General features: G+C 71.1%; 18 protein-coding genes, 1 tRNA gene and 1 pseudogene. 14 read left to right on the top strand and 6 right to left on the bottom strand.

All coding sequences use genetic code 11. The features are described 5' to 3' along the window. The first annotated feature begins 76 nt into the window (after window positions 1-76). The gene (locus OCS65_RS18955) at window positions 77-622 is read left to right on the top strand and encodes an arsenate reductase/protein-tyrosine-phosphatase family protein (RefSeq protein ID WP_006940182.1); all 546 of its coding nucleotides are present in this window, start codon (window positions 77-79) and stop codon (window positions 620-622) included. On the opposite strand, the gene OCS65_RS18950 is transcribed toward OCS65_RS18955, so the two are convergent. The 3 genes from OCS65_RS18950 to OCS65_RS18940 form a co-directional block, all read right to left on the bottom strand. Next, on the bottom strand, window positions 607-1,755 hold the full coding sequence (locus OCS65_RS18950; RefSeq protein WP_065922711.1) for a sulfotransferase family protein: 1,149 nt from the start codon (window positions 1,753-1,755) through the stop codon (window positions 607-609). The genes OCS65_RS18955 and OCS65_RS18950 overlap by 16 nt on opposite strands. 61 nt (window positions 1,756-1,816) lie before the next feature. Next, window positions 1,817-2,620 carry an SDR family oxidoreductase gene (locus tag OCS65_RS18945; RefSeq protein WP_029542907.1) on the bottom strand — a complete coding sequence of 268 codons (804 nt, stop codon included), beginning with the start codon at window positions 2,618-2,620 and terminating at the stop codon, window positions 1,817-1,819. Continuing rightward, window positions 2,617-3,783 carry a hypothetical protein gene (locus OCS65_RS18940; RefSeq protein ID WP_043797220.1) on the bottom strand — a complete coding sequence of 389 codons (1,167 nt, stop codon included), beginning with the start codon at window positions 3,781-3,783 and terminating at the stop codon, window positions 2,617-2,619. The genes OCS65_RS18945 and OCS65_RS18940 overlap by 4 nt, the downstream gene beginning before the upstream one ends. An 83-nt stretch (window positions 3,784-3,866) precedes the next feature. On the opposite strand from OCS65_RS18940, the gene OCS65_RS18935 reads away from it, so the two are divergent. The 8 genes and pseudogenes from OCS65_RS18935 to OCS65_RS18900 all read left to right on the top strand — a co-directional run. After that, window positions 3,867-4,781: an IclR family transcriptional regulator gene (locus tag OCS65_RS18935; protein ID WP_043797219.1), complete on the top strand. Its 915-nt coding sequence runs from the start codon at window positions 3,867-3,869 to the stop codon at window positions 4,779-4,781. 213 nt (window positions 4,782-4,994) lie between these two features. Then, the gene (cysD, locus tag OCS65_RS18930) at window positions 4,995-5,912 is read left to right on the top strand and encodes a sulfate adenylyltransferase subunit CysD (protein WP_029542913.1); all 918 of its coding nucleotides are present in this window, start codon (window positions 4,995-4,997) and stop codon (window positions 5,910-5,912) included. Then, complete coding sequence (gene cysC / locus OCS65_RS18925; protein WP_263507415.1) at window positions 5,912-7,747, top strand: adenylyl-sulfate kinase; 1,836 nt, start codon at window positions 5,912-5,914, stop codon at window positions 7,745-7,747. The genes cysD and cysC overlap by 1 nt, the downstream gene beginning before the upstream one ends. Continuing rightward, on the top strand, window positions 7,744-8,859 hold the full coding sequence (locus OCS65_RS18920) for a 3'(2'),5'-bisphosphate nucleotidase CysQ (protein ID WP_029542917.1): 1,116 nt from the start codon (window positions 7,744-7,746) through the stop codon (window positions 8,857-8,859). The genes cysC and OCS65_RS18920 overlap by 4 nt, the downstream gene beginning before the upstream one ends. A gap of 53 nt (window positions 8,860-8,912) precedes the next feature. Next, window positions 8,913-9,908, top strand: a complete 996-nt coding sequence (locus tag OCS65_RS18915) for an MBL fold metallo-hydrolase (RefSeq protein ID WP_029542919.1) — start codon at window positions 8,913-8,915, stop codon at window positions 9,906-9,908. Window positions 9,909-9,921: 13 nt separating this feature from the next. After that, complete coding sequence (locus OCS65_RS18910; protein ID WP_006940201.1) at window positions 9,922-10,302, top strand: limonene-1,2-epoxide hydrolase family protein; 381 nt, start codon at window positions 9,922-9,924, stop codon at window positions 10,300-10,302. A gap of 211 nt (window positions 10,303-10,513) precedes the next feature. Further along, on the top strand, window positions 10,514-10,732 hold the full coding sequence (locus tag OCS65_RS18905) for a YbfB/YjiJ family MFS transporter (protein ID WP_231385889.1): 219 nt from the start codon (window positions 10,514-10,516) through the stop codon (window positions 10,730-10,732). After that, a pseudogene (locus tag OCS65_RS18900) lies at window positions 10,720-11,619 on the top strand (MFS transporter); the annotation flags it as partial. The gene OCS65_RS18905 and the pseudogene OCS65_RS18900, both read left to right, overlap by 13 nt. Window positions 11,620-11,788: 169 nt before the next feature. On the opposite strand, the gene OCS65_RS18895 reads toward OCS65_RS18900, so the two are convergent. Continuing rightward, window positions 11,789-11,864 (bottom strand) — tRNA-Arg (locus OCS65_RS18895). A 240-nt stretch (window positions 11,865-12,104) separates the two neighbouring features. On the opposite strand from OCS65_RS18895, the gene OCS65_RS18890 reads away from it, so the two are divergent. Beyond that, window positions 12,105-14,495, top strand: a complete 2,391-nt coding sequence (locus OCS65_RS18890) for a phosphoketolase family protein (RefSeq protein ID WP_029542921.1) — start codon at window positions 12,105-12,107, stop codon at window positions 14,493-14,495. A 79-nt stretch (window positions 14,496-14,574) separates the two neighbouring features. Here OCS65_RS18890 and OCS65_RS18885 read toward each other — a convergent pair whose 3' ends face one another. After that, a complete protein-coding gene (locus OCS65_RS18885; protein ID WP_029542924.1) occupies window positions 14,575-15,285 on the bottom strand; it encodes a DUF305 domain-containing protein in 711 nt (236 codons plus the stop codon). Between the two features lies 1 nt (window position 15,286). Then, window positions 15,287-16,120 carry a DUF3105 domain-containing protein gene (locus OCS65_RS18880; RefSeq protein WP_006944388.1) on the bottom strand — a complete coding sequence of 278 codons (834 nt, stop codon included), beginning with the start codon at window positions 16,118-16,120 and terminating at the stop codon, window positions 15,287-15,289. Window positions 16,121-16,300: 180 nt separating this feature from the next. Here OCS65_RS18880 and argS point away from each other — a divergent pair, with 180 nt between their 5' ends. Genes argS through thrC form a run of 4 tightly spaced genes read left to right on the top strand, consistent with a single transcriptional unit; the run spans window position 16,301 to window position 21,874 of the window. Next, entirely contained in the window at window positions 16,301-18,043 is a 1,743-nt protein-coding gene (argS, locus tag OCS65_RS18875) for an arginine--tRNA ligase (protein ID WP_050035014.1), read from the top strand. Then, entirely contained in the window at window positions 18,040-19,461 is a 1,422-nt protein-coding gene (gene lysA / locus OCS65_RS18870) for a diaminopimelate decarboxylase (RefSeq protein ID WP_050035015.1), read from the top strand. Before argS ends, lysA begins: the two co-directional genes overlap by 4 nt. Continuing rightward, window positions 19,458-20,783, top strand: coding sequence for a homoserine dehydrogenase (locus tag OCS65_RS18865; RefSeq protein ID WP_006944383.1), 1,326 nt, complete (start codon window positions 19,458-19,460; stop codon window positions 20,781-20,783). Before lysA ends, OCS65_RS18865 begins: the two co-directional genes overlap by 4 nt. Then, on the top strand, window positions 20,780-21,874 hold the full coding sequence (gene thrC / locus OCS65_RS18860) for a threonine synthase (RefSeq protein WP_006944382.1): 1,095 nt from the start codon (window positions 20,780-20,782) through the stop codon (window positions 21,872-21,874). The genes OCS65_RS18865 and thrC overlap by 4 nt, the downstream gene beginning before the upstream one ends. Window positions 21,875-21,898: the final 24 nt, after the last annotated feature.

Here is a 21,898-nt window from a genome sequence, read left to right as displayed (position 1 = left end):
CGAACGGCACGTGAACATCGCACGGCGCCGAAAATCGCGTCCCCTCCGCCCGATTCGCGGCGGCTAGAGTGCGCGCGTGCACATCCTGTTCGTCTGCAGCGGCAACGTCTGCCGGTCCGTGATCGCGGAGCGGCTGACGCGGGCCTACGCGTGCGAATCGGGGTGGGCCGACCTGACCGCCGAGAGCGCGGGCACGCGGGCCCTCGTCGGGTATCCCGTCGAACCCCGGGCGGCCGCGGTCATCGCCGGTCTCGGCGCCGACGCGAGCGACTTCCGCGCCCGCCGGGTGACCGCGACGATGGTCGAGGGCGCCGACCTGGTCCTGACCATGAGCGAGGAGCAGCGCGACCGGGTCGCCGGCCTGACCGCCGGCGCCGCGGCGAAGTCGTTCACCCTGACCGAGGCGCACCGCATCGCGACCGTCACCGGTGCGGAGACGATCGCCCGGCTCGACGCCTGCCGGGATCCCAGCGGCGCGGCCCGCACCCCGAACATCCCCGACCCGATCGGCCTGTCCGAGCAGGCGTTCGTCGAGACCGGGGATCTCATCGCCGCCGCGCTGTTCCCGCTGCTCGACGTCCTCGCCGCCGCGGCGGTCGCCGCGGGTCAGCGACAGGCGTAGTCCGGGAACCGCTCGTCCACCTCGGCGTCGCTCAGACCGAAGTCCTCGAGCCGGTAGCGGTGCGCCGGCCGGCGATCCCCGCTGCGGCTCTCGGCGTGCAGCGCGGCCATCGCCTGTTCGGCGCCGGCGGTGAGCGGGATGCCGAACCGGTCGTAGATCGCGCCGACCGTGCCGAGGGGATCGGCGACGAAGTCGCGGTAGTCCACGTCGACGAACCGATCCGGGTGGTGCCGGCTCCGTGCCGCGGTGAACGTGTCGAGCCCGCGCGCCCACAGGTCGAGCTGGCTGCGCCCGATGCTCGCGCCCCGGAAGGTGTGCGACCAGCCGTCGGTGGCGTGCGCGGCCAGGCTGCACACCGACGGGATCACGGTGCGCGGGTCGCGGTGGGTGACGACGATCAGCGCGTCGGGGTAGACGGTGAGCAGTTCGTCGAGTGCGAACAGGTGGCTCGGGTTCTTCAGGACCCAGCGCTTGCCGGCGTCGGGCAGCCCGATCAGCTGCAGGTTCCGGCGGTGCCGGGCGTACGCTCCGGTCCAGTCCTGCCGCGCGAGCCAGCGCGAGTAGGTGGGCAGGTGCGCGAGGCATTCGTAGGACACCGATCGGAAGGACTGCCGCAGCAGCTGCCAGCACTCCTCGACCTCGCCGGCGGACATGTAGTGCACACCCATGAACTCCGGGTGCTCGACGTGGTGCTGCGCGAACCCGGCCTCGATGGCCGCGAACGCCGGGTTCCCGGCCCACGTCTCGCGCGGCGGCCGTGGCTGCGGCAGCTCGGTCAGCCACATCTCGAGTCCCTGGTGGCCGGGGTCGGCGGTGAGCAGGCGGTGCAGCGCGGTGGTGCCGGTGCGGGGGAGGCCGGTGACGAAGATCGGCCGTTCGATCGCGACGTCGGCGTGCTCGGGGTGCGCGCGCCAGGCCGATTCGCTCAGCAGCCGCGCGACGAGGGCGCCGCGCAGGAACACCCGCGACATCTTGCTGCCGAGCGGGGTGAGGTGTTCGTCGCGCGCATACGAGTCGAGGAGGACGCCGAGGGCCCCGGTGTAGTCGTCGTCGCCGAAGTCGGTCAGGCCGGTCAGCCGCGTCGCGGAGGCGTGCAGGTCCTCGACGGTGCCGACGCTGGTGCGTTCACTCATGGATCTCCCTTCCCTGTGCGCGCTTCTGGTAGTGCCGGCTACCGAAAACGCGCATGGCTGGTCAGTGGTGGTATTCGCCGCAGTTCACGTCCAGGCACTGGCCGGTGACGGCCCGTGCCAGCGGGGAGGCGAGGAAGATCACGGCGTCGGCCACCTCCTCGGTGGTGGGCAGGCGTTTGAGGTCGGTGCCCGCCGCGGTGTGCTGGTAGATCTGTTCGACGGTGGTGCCGTACTTCTCTGCCTGGTGCTCGAAGTACGCCTTCAGGGTTTCTCCCCAGATATAGCCGGGGGCAACGGAATTGACTCGGATTCCGTGAGGGCCGAGCTCGGTGGCGAGGGACTGTGACAGCGCGAGCAGGGCCGACTTGGCCAGCTTGTAGCTGCCGTAGCGCTCCTGCGAGTGTCGCAGCACCATCGAATTGATGTTCACCACCGAGCCCTTCGTCTCGGTCAGGGCGTCGGTGAACAGTTGGGTCAGGCGCAGCGCGCCGAGGACGGTGAGTTCCACGCTGTCGCGGATGTGCTGGAAGTCGGTGCGTGCCAACGGTTTCATCGACGGAACCGAGAAAGCGTTGTTGACCAGGGTGTCGACCCGGCCGAACTCGCGGAGGGCCGTCTCGACCAGCCGGGACGCGGAGCCGGTGTCGGTGATGTCGGTCGGGACGGACAGGGCGCGCCGGCCCAGGGCGGTGATCTCGGCCGCGACGTCGTCGAGGCGGGCGGCGGTGCGGGCGGCGAGCACGACGTCGGCGCCGTGCTCGGCGCACCGCACCGCAAGGGTGCGGCCGAGTCCGGGCCCGACGCCGCTGACCACGACGGTCTGTCCGGCGAGCAGGGGGCTCGGGGTGGTGGTCACGGCGCTCACCCGAGCATCCGGTCGGCGATCGCGGTCTGGCGAGCGGCGATCCGCGCGGACCACTGCTGGGGCGTGACCCGGTTGTGGTCGAGGAACGGCAGTGCCGCGGCCAGGTCGTCGAACGGGACCACCCGGGCCGTCGGGCCGTCCGCGGTCGTGAGGTCGCGGGAGAGGCGCTGCCAGCGGAACTGCAGGAACCCGCGGCTGCGGCCCAGGGTCTCGACCCAGTTGGCGACGCCGGGATTGCGGGCGGAGACGACCATGCGGATCATCCCGTCCGGATCGACCTGGGCCTGTGTGTTGTTCAGCGACGTCTGGTGGTGGATGTAGTCGAGCGAGATATACCAGAGGCTGCCCAGCTGGAAGCCCTGGTAGGGCGCGTCGGAGGCGGGGACGGTGAGGATCATCGCCTCGTCGTCGCGCAGGTCGAAGTGCCCGACGGACGAGTACTGGGTGGCCAGGCCGCCGGGCGTCGGCCGCGGTTCGGTGACCGTGTTGACCGGAAGGTCGAGGTAGAACCACTGCGGGAACTGCAGCCACGTCCGCACCCGGGACACGAGCGCGCGCCCGGCCCGCCGGTAGCGAGCGGCGGCGTCGTCCTGCGTCGGCTCGGGTGGCGGTGTGCCGAGCGCGTCGACCCGGTCGATGCGCAGGGTGCCGCGCCGCTGGGACCAGTCGCTGTAGACCTCCCGGACGACGAGCTGGGACGAGCCGGGGGCGAGGGTGAAGTAGTTGTTTCCGGGGTCGGCAGGGCCGGGACCGAACCGGGCCTCGAAGGTGCCGTCGTCGGCGATGCGCAGCTCGCGGTCGTCGAACGCGGTGACGTTGCCGGGTACCTCGGCGTCGGTGTAGTTGCCGGCGAGCACCTGGAAGCTCAGGTCGCAGGTGGTGCCGCGGCGGCCGGTGACGACGTACTCGGCGTCGTCGCGGATGCGCGCCCCGAAGTAGAGGGTGTCGGGGTTGTCGAGCCCCATCTTCGTGTAGGGCCCGGTGCCGGTGACGAACGTGGGGTGGGGGCTCTCGGCCGCCCACGCCGAGTGGACGCAGGCGGTGATCCCGCCGGCGAGGTAGCGGTACCCCTCGATCAGGTCCTGCTCGGTGCGGATGTGCGGCGCCGTCGCGACGAGCTTCTCGGCCTCGGCGATGGCGGATGTGAGCGGATCGGTGAGCACACGATCTCCTTGCGGTTCAAATATGTACCGGTGCGGTAGGCTCTCGGTGCAGCGACGATAGAACGTGTTCCAAGGAGGCGTCAATGACCGAGGCCGCCGCGACGTCGTCCGCTCGGCGTTCGCCGCCGACCGATCGGGTCGTGCAGGTCCTGGACCACCTGGTCGCGCACCCGGAGACCCGGTTCGGGCTCTCCGAGCTGGCGCGCCGGCTGGGCATGAGCAAGCCGACGTGCCTGGGGATCCTGACCGCCCTGACCGAGGCCGGCTACCTGATGCGCCATCCCGCGGACAGGACGTACGGCCTCGGTCCCGCGCTGATCGTCGCGGGCCGCGCCGCGCAGCGCGGCTTCGCCGTCGGTCCCGTCACCCACCGGCACCTGGCCGCGCTCGGCGCCGAGTTCGGTGCCACCTGCGCCGCGTCGGCGGTGGTGGGCGACCGCATCGCGGTCCTCGACGTCGCCGGGGCCGATCCGGACGGTGCCGGGGCGCGGGTGGGAGAGGTCTATCCGTTCGCGCCGCCGGTGGGCCTGATGTACGTGCTGTGGGACTCCGACGAGCGGCTCGAGCAGTGGCTCGCGCGCGAGCCGACGCTTCCGGTGCGGCTGGACCGGGACCGCCTGCGGGACGTGGTCGACGAGTGCCGCACCGCGGGATATCTGGTCGAGTCGCTCACTGCGGGCGGGCGGCGGTTGCACGCGCTCATGGCGGGCGTCGCGGCGCACGACCTGCCGTCCGAGCTGCGCGAACTGCTGGGGGAGATGGTGTCCAGCCTGGGGGAGCGGGTGCTGCTGACCGGGGCGGAACCGGCCGACGCCGAGCATCCGGTGAACCTGCTGGCCGCCCCCGCTTACGACGCGGACGGGCGGCAGTCGGTGGTGCTCACGCTCCACGTGGGCGCGACCCTGGCCAACCGGGAGATCGCCCGGCGCGGGGCGGCCCTCGTGGCCACCGCCGAGGCCGTCACGCGCGAGCTCGGCGGGCGTCGCCCGGCCCGGTGACGCGGGCGTCGCCCGGCCCGGTGACGGCCGGGTGTTGCGGCCCCGGGGGACCGAGCGAATGGATCATGCCGTCGGTCTGATCGAGTGGGCGATACATTCGCTCGCACCCCGCGAGGCGTTGACCCGGAACTGAAACTCGTTCTATTGTTCGGGGCGAAACCTTTCGACCGAGCCGGTACATATTTGGACCGGCGCTCGTGAGCTGGAGCCCCGATGACCCTCACGCCGTCGTACGAACTGTCCCTGCTGCGCGCGCTCGAGGCCGAGTCCGTGCACATCTTCCGGGAGGTGGCGGCCACCTTCGAACGTCCCGTGCTGCTCTTCTCCGGAGGCAAGGACTCCGCGGTGATGCTGCACGTGGCGGCCAAGGCGTTCTGGCCGGCGCCGATCCCGTTTCCGGTGCTGCACATCGACACCGGCCACAACTTCCCCGAGGTCCTCGCCTACCGCGACGCCGAGGCGGCCCGCCGGAGGGTGCGCCTGCTGGTCGCCTCGGTGCAGGACGACATCGACGCCGGCCGGGCCGTCGAGGACGTCGGCCCGCGCGCGAGCCGCAACCGGCTGCAGACCCGAACGCTGTTGCGCGCCATCCGCGAAGGCGGATTCGACGCGGTGTTCGGCGGCGCCCGCCGCGACGAGGAGAAGGCCCGCGCCAAGGAACGCGTGTTCTCCTTCCGCGACGAGTTCGGGCAGTGGGATCCCAAGGCGCAGCGTCCCGAACTGTGGCAGCTGTACAACGGCCGGCACCGCCGCGGTGAGCACATCCGCGTGTTCCCGCTGTCCAACTGGACCGAACTCGACGTCTGGAACTACATCCGCGACGAAGGCATCGAGCTGCCGTCGCTCTACTACGCCCATCGCCGCACCGTCGTCGAGCGCGACGGAATGCTGCTGGCGCTCAACGAGTTCCTCGCTCTGCTGCCGGACGACGAGCCGCGCGACGCGCTGGTGCGGTTCCGCACGGTGGGCGACGCCACCTGCACGGGGTGCGTCGAATCCGCCGCCGCCACCCCCGACGAGGTGGTCGCCGAGGTCGCCGTCAGCCGCGTCACCGAGCGCGGCGCCACCCGCGCCGACGACCGCATCTCCGAGGCCGGCATGGAAGACCGCAAGAAGGAGGGCTACTTCTGATGACCCGGTTGCTGCGCATCGCCACCGCCGGCAGCGTCGACGACGGCAAGTCCACGCTGATCGGCCGGTTGCTCCACGATTCCAAGGCCGTGCCCGAGGACCAGCTCGACGCCGTCACCCGCACCAGCCGCGAGCGCGGCATGGACACCCCCGATCTGGCGCTGCTCACCGACGGACTGCGGGCGGAGCGGGAACAGGGCATCACCATCGATGTCGCCCACCGCTACTTCTGTACCCCGCACCGCGCCTTCGTCGTCGCCGACACCCCCGGCCACGAGCAGTACACCCGGAACATGGTCACCGGCGCCTCGACCGCCGACCTCGCCCTCATTCTCGTCGACGCCCGCAAGGGCATCGTCGAGCAGACCCGCCGGCACGCCTTTCTCGCCAGCCTGCTCGGCGTCCCCCACCTCGTGCTGTGCGTCAACAAGATGGACCTGGTCGACTGGTCGCAACAGCGCTTCGACGAGATCTGCGCCGAATTCTCCTCGTTCGCAGCCAAACTCGACATCCACGACCTGACGTTCGTGCCGGTGTCGGCGCTGCTCGGCGACAACGTCGTCACGCGCACCACCACCATGACCTGGTACGAGGGCGCCTCGTTGCTGCACCGTCTCGAGCAGGTGCACATCGACTCCGATCGCAACCTCATCGACGCGCGATTCCCCGTCCAGTACGTGCTCCGCCCCGGTCACGGGGAGCACCGCGACTTCCGCGGCTACGCCGGCACCGTCGCGAGCGGGGCGTTCGCCCCCGGCGACGAGGTGGTGGTGCTGCCCTCGGGCTACGGCACGCGTGTGCGCGCCGTCCACGGACCGGGCGGCGACCCGGTGCCGAGCGCCTTCGCGGGCAGCGCCGTGTGCCTCGAACTCGAGAACGACCTCGACGTGGGCCGCGGTGACATGCTGTGCCGCCCGGGGAACCGCCCGCTCGTCGGGCACGAGCTCGACGCGATGGTGTGCTGGCTCGCCGAGGGCCCGGGTCTCGCACCCGACGCCACCTACACCCTGCTGCACACCACCAACGCCACCGCCGCGCACGTGGTGCGGCTCGACTACCGGCTCGACGTCACCACCCTCCACCGCGACGGGACGGCACGATCGCTGACCCTCAACGAGATCGGACGGGTGCAGCTGCGGACCCGCCGTCCCGTGCTGTTCGACCCCTACCGGCGCAACCGGACCACCGGCAGCTTCGTGCTCGTCGACGACGCGACCGGCAGCACCGTCGCCGCCGGGATGATCACCGGACCCACCCTCGCCGCCGCCCCCGTCGTGTGGCACGCGGCGGAGGCGACCCGCGCCGAACGCCTCTCGCGCGGCGCGACGGTGTGGCTGACCGGCCTGTCGGCGTCGGGCAAGTCCACCGTCGCCGCGGCGCTCGAGCGGCGCCTGCTCGCGGCCGGTGTCCCGGCCTACCGGCTCGACGGCGACAACCTGCGCCACGGCCTCAACGCCGACCTCGGCTTCGGGCCGCGGGACCGCGCGGAGAACGTCCGGCGCGTCGGCGCGGTGGCGCAGCTGATGGCCGACGCGGGCCTGGTGACGATCTGCGCGCTCATCAGCCCGTACCGGTCCGACCGGGACCGGATCCGCGAGCAGCACCGGGAGGCCGGGCTGCCGTTCCTCGAGGTGTTCGTCGACACCCCGCTCGCCGACTGCGAGGCCCGCGATCCGAAGGGCATGTACGCCCGGGCCCGGGCCGGGGAGATCACCGGGTTCACCGGTATCGACGACCCCTACGAGGCGCCCACCCGGCCGGACCTGGTGCTGCGGCCGCAGGACGGCGATCCGGTCGCGCAGGCCGGGCTGGTCATGGAATTGTTGGCCCCATGACCGATGACGCCGCCCTCGCCGCCGAGATCGCCACCGCTGCAGGCGAACTGTTGCTGACCGTCCGCGCGGCCGAGGCCGACACGCTCACCGGTCGCGAACTCGGCCGCCGCGGCGACCGCGCCGCCGATACGTACATCCTCGAGCGGCTCGCCGCCGAGCGCCCCGGCGACGCGGTGCTCTCGGAGGAATCCGCCGACGATCCGGTGCGGGTGCACGCGAAGCGGGTGTGGATCGTCGACCCGTTGGACGGGTCCAAGGAGTACGGCATGCCGGACCACGAGGACTGGGCCGTGCACGTCGCGTTGTGGGAGGCCGGCAGGGGTATCACCGCCGCCGCCGTCGCTCAGCCGGCCGTCGGTGCCGTCTACGGCACCGACGACGTCCGTCCCGCCGAACTGCGGCCGCTGGCCGGCCGACGGCCCCGGATCGTCGTCAGCGGCAGCCGGCCGCCGGTCTTCGTCGCCGACGTCGCCCGGGCCGTCGGCGCCCACGTGGTGCGGATGGGTTCGGCCGGGGCCAAGGCCATGGCGGTGGTGCGTGGCGACGTCGATGCCTACGTGCACGCCGGCGGGCAGTGGGAGTGGGACTCCGCGGCGCCGGTGGGGGTCGCGCAGGCGGCGGGGCTGTACTGCGCCCGCATCGACGGCAGCGAGCTCGAGTACAACCGCCCCCACCCCTACATGCCGGACCTGGTGATCTGCCGGCCGGACTGGGCGCCGACCCTGATGGCCGCGATCGCCGAGCATGCCGGCGCGCCCACCGACAGCGCCCGCGTCGCCATGGCCCGCTCCTACATCCGCTCCCTCGTCGGACACGACGCATCACACGTGCGGCTCGCGGCCGACGCGTGGCGGGTCGAGAACGGCGTGCGCACCGGCGACAGCGGCGTCGAGATCCGCGACCGGCTCGAGCAGGGCCCCGAGTACCGCTCGATCCGTCGTGTGCGGGAGCTGACGTTTCGCGAGTGGGACGACAACGTCGTCGCGCGGTTCCTGCTCGACCTCGACGCCGGCGACGGCACCCTCACCGTGGCGGTCACCGAGCACTTCGCCATCCCAGCGGGGGAGATCCGGTCGATCATGGCGATCATCGAGCCGCACGAACCCAAATAGTTTACTGTTTGTGTTCATTGAATGGCTAACGATCGAGTAGCTCGGAGGACCCCATGGACCACGCCCGCGACATCGGCGACGGCATCTACCGCATCCCCGTACCGGTGAGCGACCTGCCGGTCGGCGACACCCAGGTGTATGCGATGGAGTCGCCGCGCGGGCTGGTCCTCGTCGACGTGGGCTGGAACGACGACACGTCCTGGGCCGCGCTGCAGGACGGCCTCGCCGCCGTCGGCGCCTCCGTCGCGGACGTCGAGGGGGTCGTCGTCACCCACTTCCATCCCGACCACGTCGGTCTGACCGGCCGGATCCGGGAGGCGTCGGGCTGCTGGGTCGGCATGCACGAGGACGACTTCGGCCAGCTCGAGCTCATGATCTCCGGCGACGGCAACGCCGAGTGGGAGGCCGAGCAGTGGCGCCGCGCCGGCGCCCCGGACGACCAGATCGCCACCTACCTCGACCGGGTGAACGGGGAACGCGCAACCGGCAAGCCCGACGTCCATCCCGACCGCAAGCTCGCCACCGACGAACGGATCACGCTCGCCGGCCGCACCCTGCGCACAGTGTTCACCCCCGGGCACACCCCCGGCCACGCCTGCTTCTACATCGAGGAGCACGACATCCTCTTCAGCGGCGACCACGTCCTCGCCACCACGACCCCGCACGTGGGCGACTTCGATTTCCCCCTCCCCGAACGCGACGCCCTCGGCGAATTCATCGACTCCCTGCGCGCCGTCGGCACCCTCCCGGCCCGGCGCACCCTGCCCGCGCACCGGCAGCCGATCGACGACCTCGCGGCCCGCACCGACGCGCTCGTCGAGCACCACGAGCGACGCCTCGACGATCTGTACGCGGCGTTCGGCGACGAGGAGCTGACGCTGTGGCAGGCTGCCGAGCGGATGACGTGGTACCGCCCCTGGGACCAGACTCCGCCCACGGGCAAGCAGATGGCGCTGTCCGAGGCCTCGGCGCACGTGCGGCACCTCATCGAGAGAGGCCGGGCGCGCCGGGTCCCGGGCACCGACCCGGCGCGCTTCGCCCGGGCCTGACGGAAGGAACCGCATGACCCCCGACGAGCTCGTCACCGAATTCTGCCGCCGTTGGGCCGATCCCGACCCGGCCGTGCTCGCGTCCTACTTCACCGACGACGCCGTCTACCACAACATCCCGATGGAACCGGTGCGCGGGCGCGCGGCGATCGAGGAGTTCATCGCCGGGTTCGTCGCCTCGTTCGGCGGCATCGATTTCCGCATCCGGCACCAGGCTGTCCACGGCGGCGTGGTGCTCAACGAGCGGGTCGACGTGTTCACGCTCGGGGGACGGACCGTCGAACTGCCGGTGATGGGGACTTTCGAGGTCGTCGACGGCAGGATCGCCGGCTGGCGCGACTACTTCGACATGGCGCCGATCACCGAGGCCGCCCAGCAGGATCCGGCGGACTGACACCCGGTCTCGCGGTCGTCGGCCGCAGGTGACCGAGTTGATCCGGCCGTGGGAGAGTCGGTGCATGCACGCAGTGAGTGCCGATGCTCCCGGGAGTCGGGCCGAGGTCCGTGACGTAGCCGGGCCCACGGCATGAAGGGGAATTCATGACGCTCTCCCCAGGCGGGCGGATCGGCCTGGCCGGAGCTGCGGTGGTCGGAGTCGCTTCGGCATGGCCCGCTACGCCTACGGCCTGACACTGCCCGATATCCGGGAAGACCTGCGGCTCTCCGAGCTGGTGCTCGGCCTCGTCGCCAGCGCAACGTTTGCGGGCTACCTGGCCGGTCTGTTGCTCGCCGGACGGCTCGCCGCTCGCCGCGGCTCGCCGCTCGCCGCGGGTCGCGCGCGCCGACGACAGCGGGCGGGGCCTGCGGCGCTGCGGGGGCGGTGATCGTGACTTTCGCGCAGTCCCCGGGGCTGCTTGCCGTCGGTGTCGTTGTCGTTTTGGCCGGCAGCGCCGGTGGCTGGGTCTGGGCGCCTTACTCCGACATAGTGACGCGATCGGTGCCCTCGCGGCAGCAGCCCCGAGCGTTGGCGATCATCACCACCGGCACCAGCGGCGGACTGGTGCTGCTGGGCGCGCTGGCCGTCCTGGCTGCGGTGGGCTTGTGGCGCCTGGTGTGGGCCGGCATCGCCCTCGCTGCCGTGGCCGCCGCACTCGTGAACCTGCGCCTGGTGCCGCGGACCGGGTCGGCCCCACGTCCGGAGGGGCGAGCCGGTGCCTCCTCGCTGGTGGCAGCGCTTCGGGTCCCGGTAGCCTACTCCGTTGTCTACTTCGCGGTCGTGGTCGTCTACTTCACCTATGCCGCCGACGTCCTGGACAGCGGCACCCTCCCGGCGGCGGCCCTCCCGGCTCTCTACGCGGCCCTCGGTCTCACCGGCATGGTGGGGGTGGCGACCGGAACCCTCGGGCAGCGACTGGGCAGCGTCCGGGTCGCCGCGCTGTGCCTTGCAACGGTCGGTGCGGCGCTGGTGCTGCTCGGGCTGGCAGGTGGCTCCGTAGCCACGACCGCACCCTCGGCGGGCATCTTCGGCATGGGGTACATGACAGGATCCGCGGTGCTCGCGGTCTGGACCGCCGAGCTGGTACCCGAGCGCGCCGGTGCGGCGTTCACAGCCTGCCTGGTCTTGGGAGCCCTCAGCTCGGTCGCAGCACGCCGGTGCCGCGATACCCGCCCTCGGTCTGGGGTCGCTGCTCGTCGTCACCGCGGCGGTGTCACTGCTCAGCGCGGTGGCGCTGATGCTGTACGGGTTCTCGCACGGGGCGGCAGTCGGTGACATCGGACGATGAACACAGAATCTCTGGGCGTGGACGATGCGCACATCCTGCTTCGTGACGAGTCCGCGTTTCACAACACCTGGTCTCGACGTCCTGTCGCTCTGCGCCAGGTCCGGGCCGCAGAACGGGAACGGCCCCGCGTCGCACTGCGACGCGGGGCCGTTCCCGTGGTGCCCTCGGCAGGATTCGAACCTGCGACTTCTTGCTCCGGAGGCAAGCGCTCTATCCCCTGAGCTACGAGGGCGTTCCGGACTCCACCGGTTGCTCGGTGGGGCGGGAGTTAGCGTAGCGCATTGTCGGCGATACGCCACATCGCCTGGTCGGAGGGGGTTTCTCCGGCGCTCGTCGGGTATCCGGCAGGCACGGATGCGCCGTCCGGGAGGAACTCTTCGGCGAGTGTTTCCCGGAACGGCCGGCGTGGGCCACCCGCCCGGGGCAGGCTCGAACCCGAAACCGGACGCACACCTGCAGGAGAGGACCGTACGTGGACGCAGGACCCGACACGGCAACCCGCACCGGACCGCTGAGCCGAGAGGAGCTCGCCGCGCTCGACACCTGGTGGCGAGCCGCGAACTACCTGTCGGTGGGGCAGATCTACCTCATGGGCAACCCCCTGCTGCGCGAGCCGTTGCGTCCCGAGCACATCAAGCCCCGGCTGCTCGGACACTGGGGCACCACCCCGGGGCTGAACTTCGTCTACGCCCACCTCAACCGGGCCATCGTCGCCCGCGAGCTGGACATGATGTACGTGATGGGCCCCGGCCACGGCGGGCCCGGGCCGGTCGCCGCAGCCTGGCTCGAGGGCACCTACAGCGAGATCTACCCCGACGTGTCCCAGGATGCGGACGGCATGGCCCGGCTGTTCACCCAGTTCTCGTTCCCCGGCGGCATCCCCAGCCACGTCGCCCCCGAGACACCCGGGTCCATCCACGAGGGCGGCGAGCTCGGGTACGCCCTGTCGCACGCCTACGGCGCCGCCTTCGACAACCCGGACCTGATCGTCGCTGCCGTGGTGGGCGACGGCGAGGCCGAGACCGGCCCGCTGGCCACCAGCTGGCACTCCACCAAGTTCGTCGACCCGCGCCGGGACGGCGCCGTGCTGCCGATCCTGCACCTGAACGGGTACAAGATCGCCAATCCGACCGTCCTCGCCCGCATCGAACACGAGGAACTCGAGCACCTGCTCCGCGGCTACGGCCACGATCCGGTATTCGTCGAGGGCTCCGATCCCGAGCGCATGCACCAGGCGTTCGCGGCGGCCCTGGACCACTGCGTCGATGCGATCCTCGAGATCCGGCGCCGCGCCCGCCGCGACGGGGTCACCGAGCGACCGCGCTGGCCGATGATCGTGCTGCGTTCCCCGAAGGGCTGGACCGGACCGAAGGAGGTCGACGGTCTCCCGGTCGAAGGGTACTGGCGCTCGCACCAGGTGCCCTTCGCCAATGCCCGCGACGACGAAAGCCACCGCAAGATTCTCGAGGAGTGGCTGCGCAGTTACCGGCCCGAGGAACTGTTCGACGACCACGGTGCCCCCGTGCCCGCGATCCGCGACCTGCACCCGGCGGGGGAGCGGCGGATGAGCGCCAACCCCCATGCCAACGGCGGGCCGCTCGTACGAGACCTGGCGTTGCCGGACTTCCGCGACTACGCCGTGCCGGTCGAGGCGCCCGGTACCGGCAGCGTCGAATCGACCCGCGTGCTCGGTACCTTCCTGCGCGACGTCATGCGCGAGAACGCGACCACCTTCCGTGTGTTCTCCCCGGACGAGAACAACTCCAACCGGCTCGGTCCCGTCCTCGAGGCCACCGCACGCACCTGGAACGCCCGCATCCTGCCCACCGACGACCGGCTCGCCCCCGACGGGCGGGTGATGGAGATCCTGTCCGAGCACACCTGCCAGGGCTGGCTCGAGGGCTATCTGCTGACCGGCCGGCACGGCTTCTTCTCCTGCTACGAGGCCTTCGTCCACATCGTCGACTCGATGTTCAACCAGCACGCCAAGTGGCTGCGCACCACCAACGGCATCGACTGGCGCCGGCCGATCCCGTCGCTGAACTACCTGCTCACCTCGCACGTGTGGCGGCAGGACCACAACGGCTTCTCGCACCAGGACCCGGGCTTCATCGACCACGTGGTCAACAAGAAGGCCGACGTCATCCGCGTGTACCTGCCGCCGGACGCGAACACCCTGCTGTCGGTGGCCGACCACTGCCTGCGCACCCGGCAGTACGTCAACGTGATCGTCGCCGGCAAGCAACCGCAACTGCAGTACCTCGACATGGATGCGGCAATCGTGCACTGCACCAAGGGAATCGGGATCTGGGACTGGGCGGGTACCGACAAGGGGGTCGAACCCGACGTGGTGCTCGGCTGCGCCGGCGACGTGCCCACCATGGAAACCCTCGCCGCCGTGGAGATCCTGCTCGAATGGTTCCCCGACCTGAAGATCCGCGTCGTGAACGTCGTGGATCTGATGCGGCTGCAGGACCACACGGAGCATCCGCACGGACTGTCGGACCGCGAATTCGACTCGCTGTTCACCACGGACAAGCCGGTGATCTTCGCCTACCACGGCTACCCGTGGCTGATCCACCGCCTGACGTACCGGCGTACCAACCACGACAACATCCATGTGCGCGGGTACAAGGAGGAGGGCACCACCACCACGCCGTTCGACATGTGCGTGCTCAACCAGATCGACCGGTTCGACCTCGCCATGGACGTCGTCGACCGGGTGCCCCGTCTGCATCCGATCTCCGCGTACGCGCGCGAGCACCTGAAGAACCGGCTGGTCGAGCACCACCAGTTCATCCGCACCCACGGGGAGGACATGCCCGACATCCGCGACTGGGAGTGGGGCCGGGCCGGACGGTAGACACCGACGGGGGACCCGGACGGTACACACCGACGGGGGACGGCCCGGTGGGCCGTCCCCCGTCCGCGGGTCCGGTCGGTCAGTTCATCGGCAGCGGCTGCGCGCCCCGCTCCGCCAGCATCGACGTCATGAGTTCCGACTCGCTGGTCTGGGTGTCGACCATCGTCTGCGCCAGGGTCCGTACCGCCGGCTGGCCCGCGTACTGCGCGCCGTACTCCATCATCGGCAGCCCGCCCTCGTGGTGGCGCAGCATCAGCTGCAGGAACAGCACGTCGAGTTCCGGGCCGGTGGCGCGGCGCAGGTTCGCCAGGTCCTCGGACGTCGCCATGCCGGGCATCCGGCCGGCGCCGCCGCCGTCGGAGTGGCTCGTGCTCCCGTGGTCGTGGCCGGACTCCTCGGTCATCCACGTCATGTAGTCACCGGTGGGCAGCAGCGGCTGCCCCCACAGCGACAGCCAGCCCTGCATCTGCCCGACCTGGTTCTGCTGGGTGGTGAGGATGTCGTACGCGAGGTTGCGCACCCGCTGGTCGCCCGACACCGTCAACGCGACGGTGGCCATCTCGATCGCCTGGCTGTGGTGGACGGTCATGTCCTGGGCGAATCCCACGTCGACGGAGCCGGCGGCCGGCGTCGCCGGCGGCGAGTCCTCGAGCGGGATGCGGGCGAGGAACCCGAGCAGGAAACCGATCGCGACGGCGGCGACGAGACCGAGGATCAACAGCGCCCTGCGTCGGCCCGTCTCCTGGGGGGTGGGAGTCCCCTGGGCGGTGGGAGCGGAATCGTGCGTCACGTCAGCTCCCCGCCGGGGCCTGCATGTCGGCCGGCACCTGCTCGGTGCCGTCCACCGTGCCGCCGTCCATCGGCACCGCGTCCGGACCGGGGGCGGAGGGATCGAACGGCGGCGGATTGCTCGGGTCGTACGAGCCGGGCAGCGTGGAGCAGCTCGCGCCGACCTCCGGGTAGGCGTAGCGGTTCAGCCGCAGCGACGCGATGAAGTGGTCGATCCGCTCGTCGTCGGCGGCGTCCACCTTCAGCTGATGCCCCCACGACTGCAGGGCGATCGGAGCGTCGAGGCCCGGGTACGGCGACATCATCAGGTAGGACTTGCCGTCCACCTTCGCCGCGAGCGCGTCGACGCCCGCCTGGTCGACCAGGTCGGGGTTGTACGTGATCCACACCGCGCCGTGCTCGAGCGAGTGCACGGCGTTCTCGGTGCGGATCGCCTCCGGGTACACGGTGCCGGTGCACGTGGCCCAGATCGCGTCGTGCGGCCCGCCGAACGGCGGGCTCTGGTCGTACGCGACGCGCTGCGTGGACCCGATGTGCTGACCGGCGGGGTAGTCGACCGTCACGACCCCCTCGATCGCAGTCGACGGGTCCTGATTCGACTCGGACGGCGTCCACTCCGCGAGCGCCTGGGAGTCCTGGTACTTCGGGATGATGCTGGCGGCGATGACCGCGACCAGCGCGACCACCGCGACCACGCCGCCGATCAGAAGCCACGGAATCTGCCGCTGCTTGGGCAGGCCGCGACCGCCGCTCTTCTTCTGGGCGGCCTTGATCGCCTTCGCAGACTTGGCACCGGACTTCTTGCCGGAACCGCCACTTACCGAACCGCTGGGCATCGTTGGGTGCTCTTTCGACGGATGGACAACAGAGGGCGCACGACGCTCGGTCCGCGCGTGCTCTGTCAACTCTACGGGCGGGCGGCGGGCAGGCATCCCCGCGGCGGGCGGGCCGTGACCGTGACAACAGGCCGGACCGGCGTCACGCCGGGTGGGACGGAGCCAATAGGATAGAGACCCGTGACTCCTGCCGACCTTGCCGAATTGCTCCACGGAACCGCTGCGAGGGTGCTCGCCGAGCGCGACCTCGACGTGTCCGTCCTGCCCGAGACCCTGACGGTCGAGCGGCCGCGCAACCCGGAGCACGGCGACTACGCGACCAACGTCGCGATGCAGGTCGCGAAGAGGGCCGGCGTCAATCCGCGGGAACTCGCGGGCTGGCTCGCCGAGGCCCTCACCGCCGCCGACGGCATCGAGTCCGCCGAGGTGGCCGGCCCGGGCTTCCTGAACATCCGCCTCGCCGCCGACGCCCAGGGCGCGATCGTCGCCCAGGTGCTCACCGAGGGCGCCGCGTACGGCAACTCGGACGCGCTGGCCGGAACCCGCATCAACCTCGAGTTCGTCTCCGCGAACCCCACGGGGCCCATCCACCTCGGCGGCACCCGCTGGGCCGCGGTCGGCGACGCCCTCGGCCGGATCCTCACCACGCAGGGCGGCGACGTCACCCGCGAGTACTACTTCAACGACCACGGCGCCCAGATCGACCGGTTCACGCGCTCGTTGATCGCCGCGGCACAGGGGCAGCCCGCGCCGGAGGACGGCTACGCCGGCGCGTACATCGCCGACATCGCGCAGGCCGTGCTGCAGCAGCGCCCGGACGCGCTCGCGCTGCCCGAAGAGGAGCGGCACGAGGTGTTCCGCTCGATCGGCGTCGAACTGATGTTCGCGCACATCAAGCGCACCCTGCATGAGTTCGGTGTCGACTTCGACGTGTACTTCCACGAGAACTCCCTGTTCGAGTCCGGCGCCGTGGAGAAGGCCGTCGAGACACTCAAGACCTCCGGGAGCCTGTACCACCAGGACGGCGCGTGGTGGCTCAAGAGCACCGACTTCGGCGACGACAAGGACCGCGTCGTCATCAAGAGCGACGGCAACGCCGCCTACATCGCCGGTGACATCGCCTACTTCCAGGACAAGCGGTCGCGCGGCTTCGACCTGTGCATCTACATGCTCGGCGCGGACCACCACGGCTACATCGGCCGGCTCAAGGCCGCGGCCGCCGCGTTCGGCGACGACCCGGACACCGTCGAGGTGATGATCGGGCAGATGGTCAACCTCGTGCGCGGCGGCGTCGCCGTGAAGATGAGCAAGCGCGCCGGCACGGTCATCACCCTCGACGACCTCGTCGAGGCGATCGGCGTGGACGCCGCCCGCTACGCGCTGGTGCGCTCGTCGGTGGACCAGAGCATCGACATCGACCTCGAGCTGTGGGCCAGCACCACCAACGAGAACCCGGTCTACTACGTCCAGTACGCGCACGCCCGGCTCTCGTCCATCGCCCGGGGCGCCGCCGAGCTCGGTCTCGGCGCCGAGAACACCGCCGAGCTCGGTCTCGGCGCCGAGAACACCGCCGAGCTCGGTCTCGGCGCCGAGAACACCGCCGAGCTCGGTCTCGGCGCCGAGAACGCCGACCTGGCCCTGCTCACCCACGAGCGCGAGGGCGACCTGATCCGCACGATCGGCGAGTACCCGCGCGTCCTCGCCAAGGCCGCCGAACTGCGGGAACCGCACCGCGTCGCGCGGTACCTCGAGGAACTCGCCGGCACCTACCACCGCTTCTACGACTCCTGCCGCATCCTGCCGCAGGGCGACGAGGAGCCCGGCCCGCTGCACGCGGCGCGGCTCGCGCTGTGCGCGGCGACCCGTCAGGTGCTGGCCAACGGGCTCGGACTGCTCGGCGTGAGCGCCCCGGAGCGGATGTGAACGCGCACCCCGCCGGTCCCCGGCACGCCGAGATCCCGCACGCACCGGGCCTGACCGAGCGGCCCGCGAACGCCGGCGAGCTGAACCTGCTGCACCCGAACGTGTGGCCCCGCAACGCGCGGCGCGGCGACGACGGCGTCGTGACGATCGCCGGCGTGCCCGTCACCGACCTCGCGGAGAGATACGGCACCCCGCTCTTCGTCGTCGACGAGGACGACTTCCGCTCCCGGTGCCGGGACATCGCGGCCGCGTTCGGGCCGGGCGCGAAGGTGCACTACGCGTCGAAGGCGTTCCTGTGCACCGAGATCGCGCGCTGGGTCGAGCAGGAGGGCCTGTCCCTCGACGTCTCGACCGGCGGTGAGCTCGCCGTCGCGCTGCGCGCCGGCTTCCCGGCGGGGAAGATCGCCATGCACGGCAACAACAAGTCCGTGGCCGAGCTGCGGACCGCCGTCGCCGCAGGCGTCGGGCACATCGTCCTGGACTCCATGTCGGAGATCGACCTGCTCGACGCGGTCGCCGCCGAACTCGACGTCGTGCAGGACGTGCTGATCCGCGTCACGGTCGGCGTCGAGGCGCACACCCACGAGTTCATCTCCACCGCGCACGAGGACCAGAAGTTCGGGCTGTCCCTGGCCGGCGGGGTGGCCATGGCCGCGGTCCGCAAGGTGTTCGCGAGCGATCACCTGCGCCTGGTCGGCCTGCACAGCCACATCGGCTCGCAGATCTTCGACGTCGACGGGTTCGAGCTCGCCGCGCACCGGGTCATCGGCCTGCTGCGCGATGCCGTCCACGAATTCGGCGTCGACAAGACCGCGCAGATGAACATCGTCGACCTCGGCGGCGGCCTCGGCATCTCCTACGTGCCCAGCGACGACCCGCCGCCCGTGGAGGAACTCGCTGCCAAGCTGCGGCACATCGTGCAGACCGAGTCCGCACTCGCCGGCCTGCCCGAGCCGACGCTCGCGGTCGAGCCCGGACGCGCGATCGCCGGCCCCGGCACCGTGACCCTCTACGAGGTGGGCACCATCAAGGACGTCGCGGTGGGGGCTCACCAGGCACGCCGCTACATCAGCGTCGACGGCGGCATGAGCGACAACATCCGCACCTCCCTGTACCAGGCCGAGTACGAGGCCCGCCTGGTGTCGCGGTCCAGCGACGCGGAGCCCGTCGTGTCCCGCGTCGTCGGCAAGCACTGCGAGAGCGGCGACATCGTCATCCGCGACGCGTGGATGCCCGCCGACCTCGAAGCCGGCGACCTGTTGGCCGTCGCCGCGACCGGTGCATACTGCTACTCGATGTCCAGCAGGTACAACCTGCTGCCCCGGCCCGCCGTCGTGGCGGTCAAGGACGGCGCCGCCCGCGTCGTCCTGCGTCGGGAAACCGTGGAAGATCTGCTCAGCTTGGAGGTTACGGAGTGACGACCGAAGCGGTGACCAACGAACCGGGGCAGCGCCCGATCGGTGTGGCTGTGCTCGGGCACGGCACCGTCGGAGCCGAGGTCGTGCGCATCATCCGCGACGATGCCACCGATCTCGAGGCGCGCATCGGCGCGCCGCTCGAGCTGCGGGGCGTGGCCGTGCGCACCGTCCGCGACGACCGCGGCATCCCGCAGGACCTGCTCACCACGGACGCCGAGGGCCTGATCGCCCGCGACGACGTCGACATCGTGGTGGAGGTCATCGGCGGCATCGAACTGCCGCGCAAGCTCGTCCGCACGGCCCTGGACTCGGGCAAATCCGTGGTCACCGCCAACAAGGCCCTGCTCGCGGAGTACACGGGCGAGCTCGCCGAGGCCGCCGAGGCCAAGCGCGTGGACCTGTACTTCGAGGCGGCCGTCGCCGGCGCCATCCCGGTCATCCGGCCCCTCACCCAGTCCCTCGCCGGTGACAAGGTGAACCGGGTCCTCGGCATCGTCAACGGCACCACCAACTACATCCTCTCGGCCATGGACGAGACCGGCGCCGACTACGCCGAGACCCTCGCCGAGGCGGTCCGGCTCGGATACGCCGAGGCCGACCCGACGGCCGACGTCGAGGGCTTCGACGCCGCGTCCAAGGCTGCGATCCTGGCCTCGATCGCCTTCCACACCCGCGTCACCGCCGGCGACGTCTACCGCGAGGGCATCTCGAAGATCACCGCCGCCGACCTGACCACCGCGCGGGCGCTGAACTGCACCGTCAAGCTGCTGGCCATCTGCGAGCGGATCACCACCGACGGCAAGGACCGGGTCTCGGCGCGCGTCTACCCGGCCCTGGTGCCGCGCGAGCATCCCCTCGCCGCCGTCAACGGTGCGTTCAACGCGGTCGTCGTCGAGGCCGAGGCATCGGGCCGTCTGATGTTCTACGGCCAGGGTGCCGGCGGTTCGCCCACCGCCTCCGCGGTGATGGGCGACCTCGTGATGGCCGCCCGCAACCGGGTGCACGGGGGCCGGGGCCCGCGCGAATCACGGTACGCCGACCTCGAGATCGCCCCGATGAGCGACATCGTCACCCGCTACTACGTCAACCTGCAGGTCGCGGACCGGGCCGGCGTGCTCTCGGCGGTGGCCGCGGAGTTCGCCAAGCGGGACGTGAGCATCGCCGCCGTGCGCCAGGAGGGCGCCGGCGACGGAGCCCGCCTGGTGGTGCTGACCCATTGCGCCACCGACAAGGCGCTGTCGGACACCGTCGCAGCGCTCGACCAACTCGAATCCGTGATCGCTGTGACCAGCGTCCTGAGACTGGAGGGATCCGCCGAATGAGCGCGCCCGAGAAGAACACCGCCACCCCCGTGCACACCCCGTGGCCGGGTCTGATCGAGGCGTACCGTGACCGGCTCCCGATCGGCGAAAACTGGAAGACCATCACCCTCCGCGAGGGCGGCACCCCGCTGCTGCCCGCGGCGCACCTGTCGGAACTGACCGGTTGCGAGGTGCACCTGAAGGTCGAGGGCCTGAACCCGACCGGCTCGTTCAAGGACCGCGGCATGACGATGGCCGTCACCGACGCCCTCGCCCGCGGCCAGCAGGCCGTGCTGTGCGCCTCCACCGGCAACACCTCCGCCTCGGCGGCCGCATACGCCGTCAAGGCCGGCATGGGCTGCGCGGTGCTCGTGCCGGACGGCAAGATCGCGATGGGCAAGCTGGCCCAGGCGGTCATGTACGGCGCGAAGATCATCCAGGTCCAGGGCAACTTCGACGACTGTCTCGAGCTCGCCCGCAAGACCACCGCCGAGTTCCCCACCATCGGGCTGGTGAACTCCGTCAACCCCGTGCGCATCGAGGGGCAGAAGACGGCGGCGTTCGAGATCGCCGACGCGCTCGGCGACGCCCCCGACGTGCACGTGCTGCCCGTCGGCAACGCCGGCAACATCACCGCCTACTGGCGCGGCTACACCGAGTACTTCGCGGACGGCCTCACCACCCGCAAGCCGCGCATGCTCGGCGTCCAGGCCGCGGGCGCGGCACCGCTGGTGCACGGCGCCCCCGTCAAGGACCCCGAGACCATCGCCACCGCCATCCGCATCGGCGCCCCGGCGTCGTGGAACGGGGCGATGACCGCCAAGGAGGAGTCCGGCGGCGCGTTCCGGGCGGCCACCGACGAGGAGATCCTCGAGGCGTACCGGCTCGTCGCCGCCACCGAAGGCGTGTTCGTCGAACCGGCGTCCGCCGCGTCGATCGCCGGTCTGCTCGCCGCCCGCAAGGAGGGCTGGCTCGATTCCGGGCTGAAGGTCGTGTGCACCGTCACCGGCAACGGCCTGAAGGATCCCGACACGGCGCTGCTCGGGATGCCGCAGGTGGAGCCGATCCCGGTCGATCCGGTCGCTGTGGCCGCGGCGCTCGAGCTGGCCTAGTGACCGCCGCGCCCTCCTCCGTTG

It is taken from the genome of Rhodococcus aetherivorans, from assembly GCF_025722975.1.
GTDB lineage: Bacteria > Actinomycetota > Actinomycetes > Mycobacteriales > Mycobacteriaceae > Rhodococcus > Rhodococcus aetherivorans.
The sequence above is the reverse complement of the archived record's forward strand: the minus strand, read 5'-3'. Positions and strand labels throughout refer to the sequence as shown.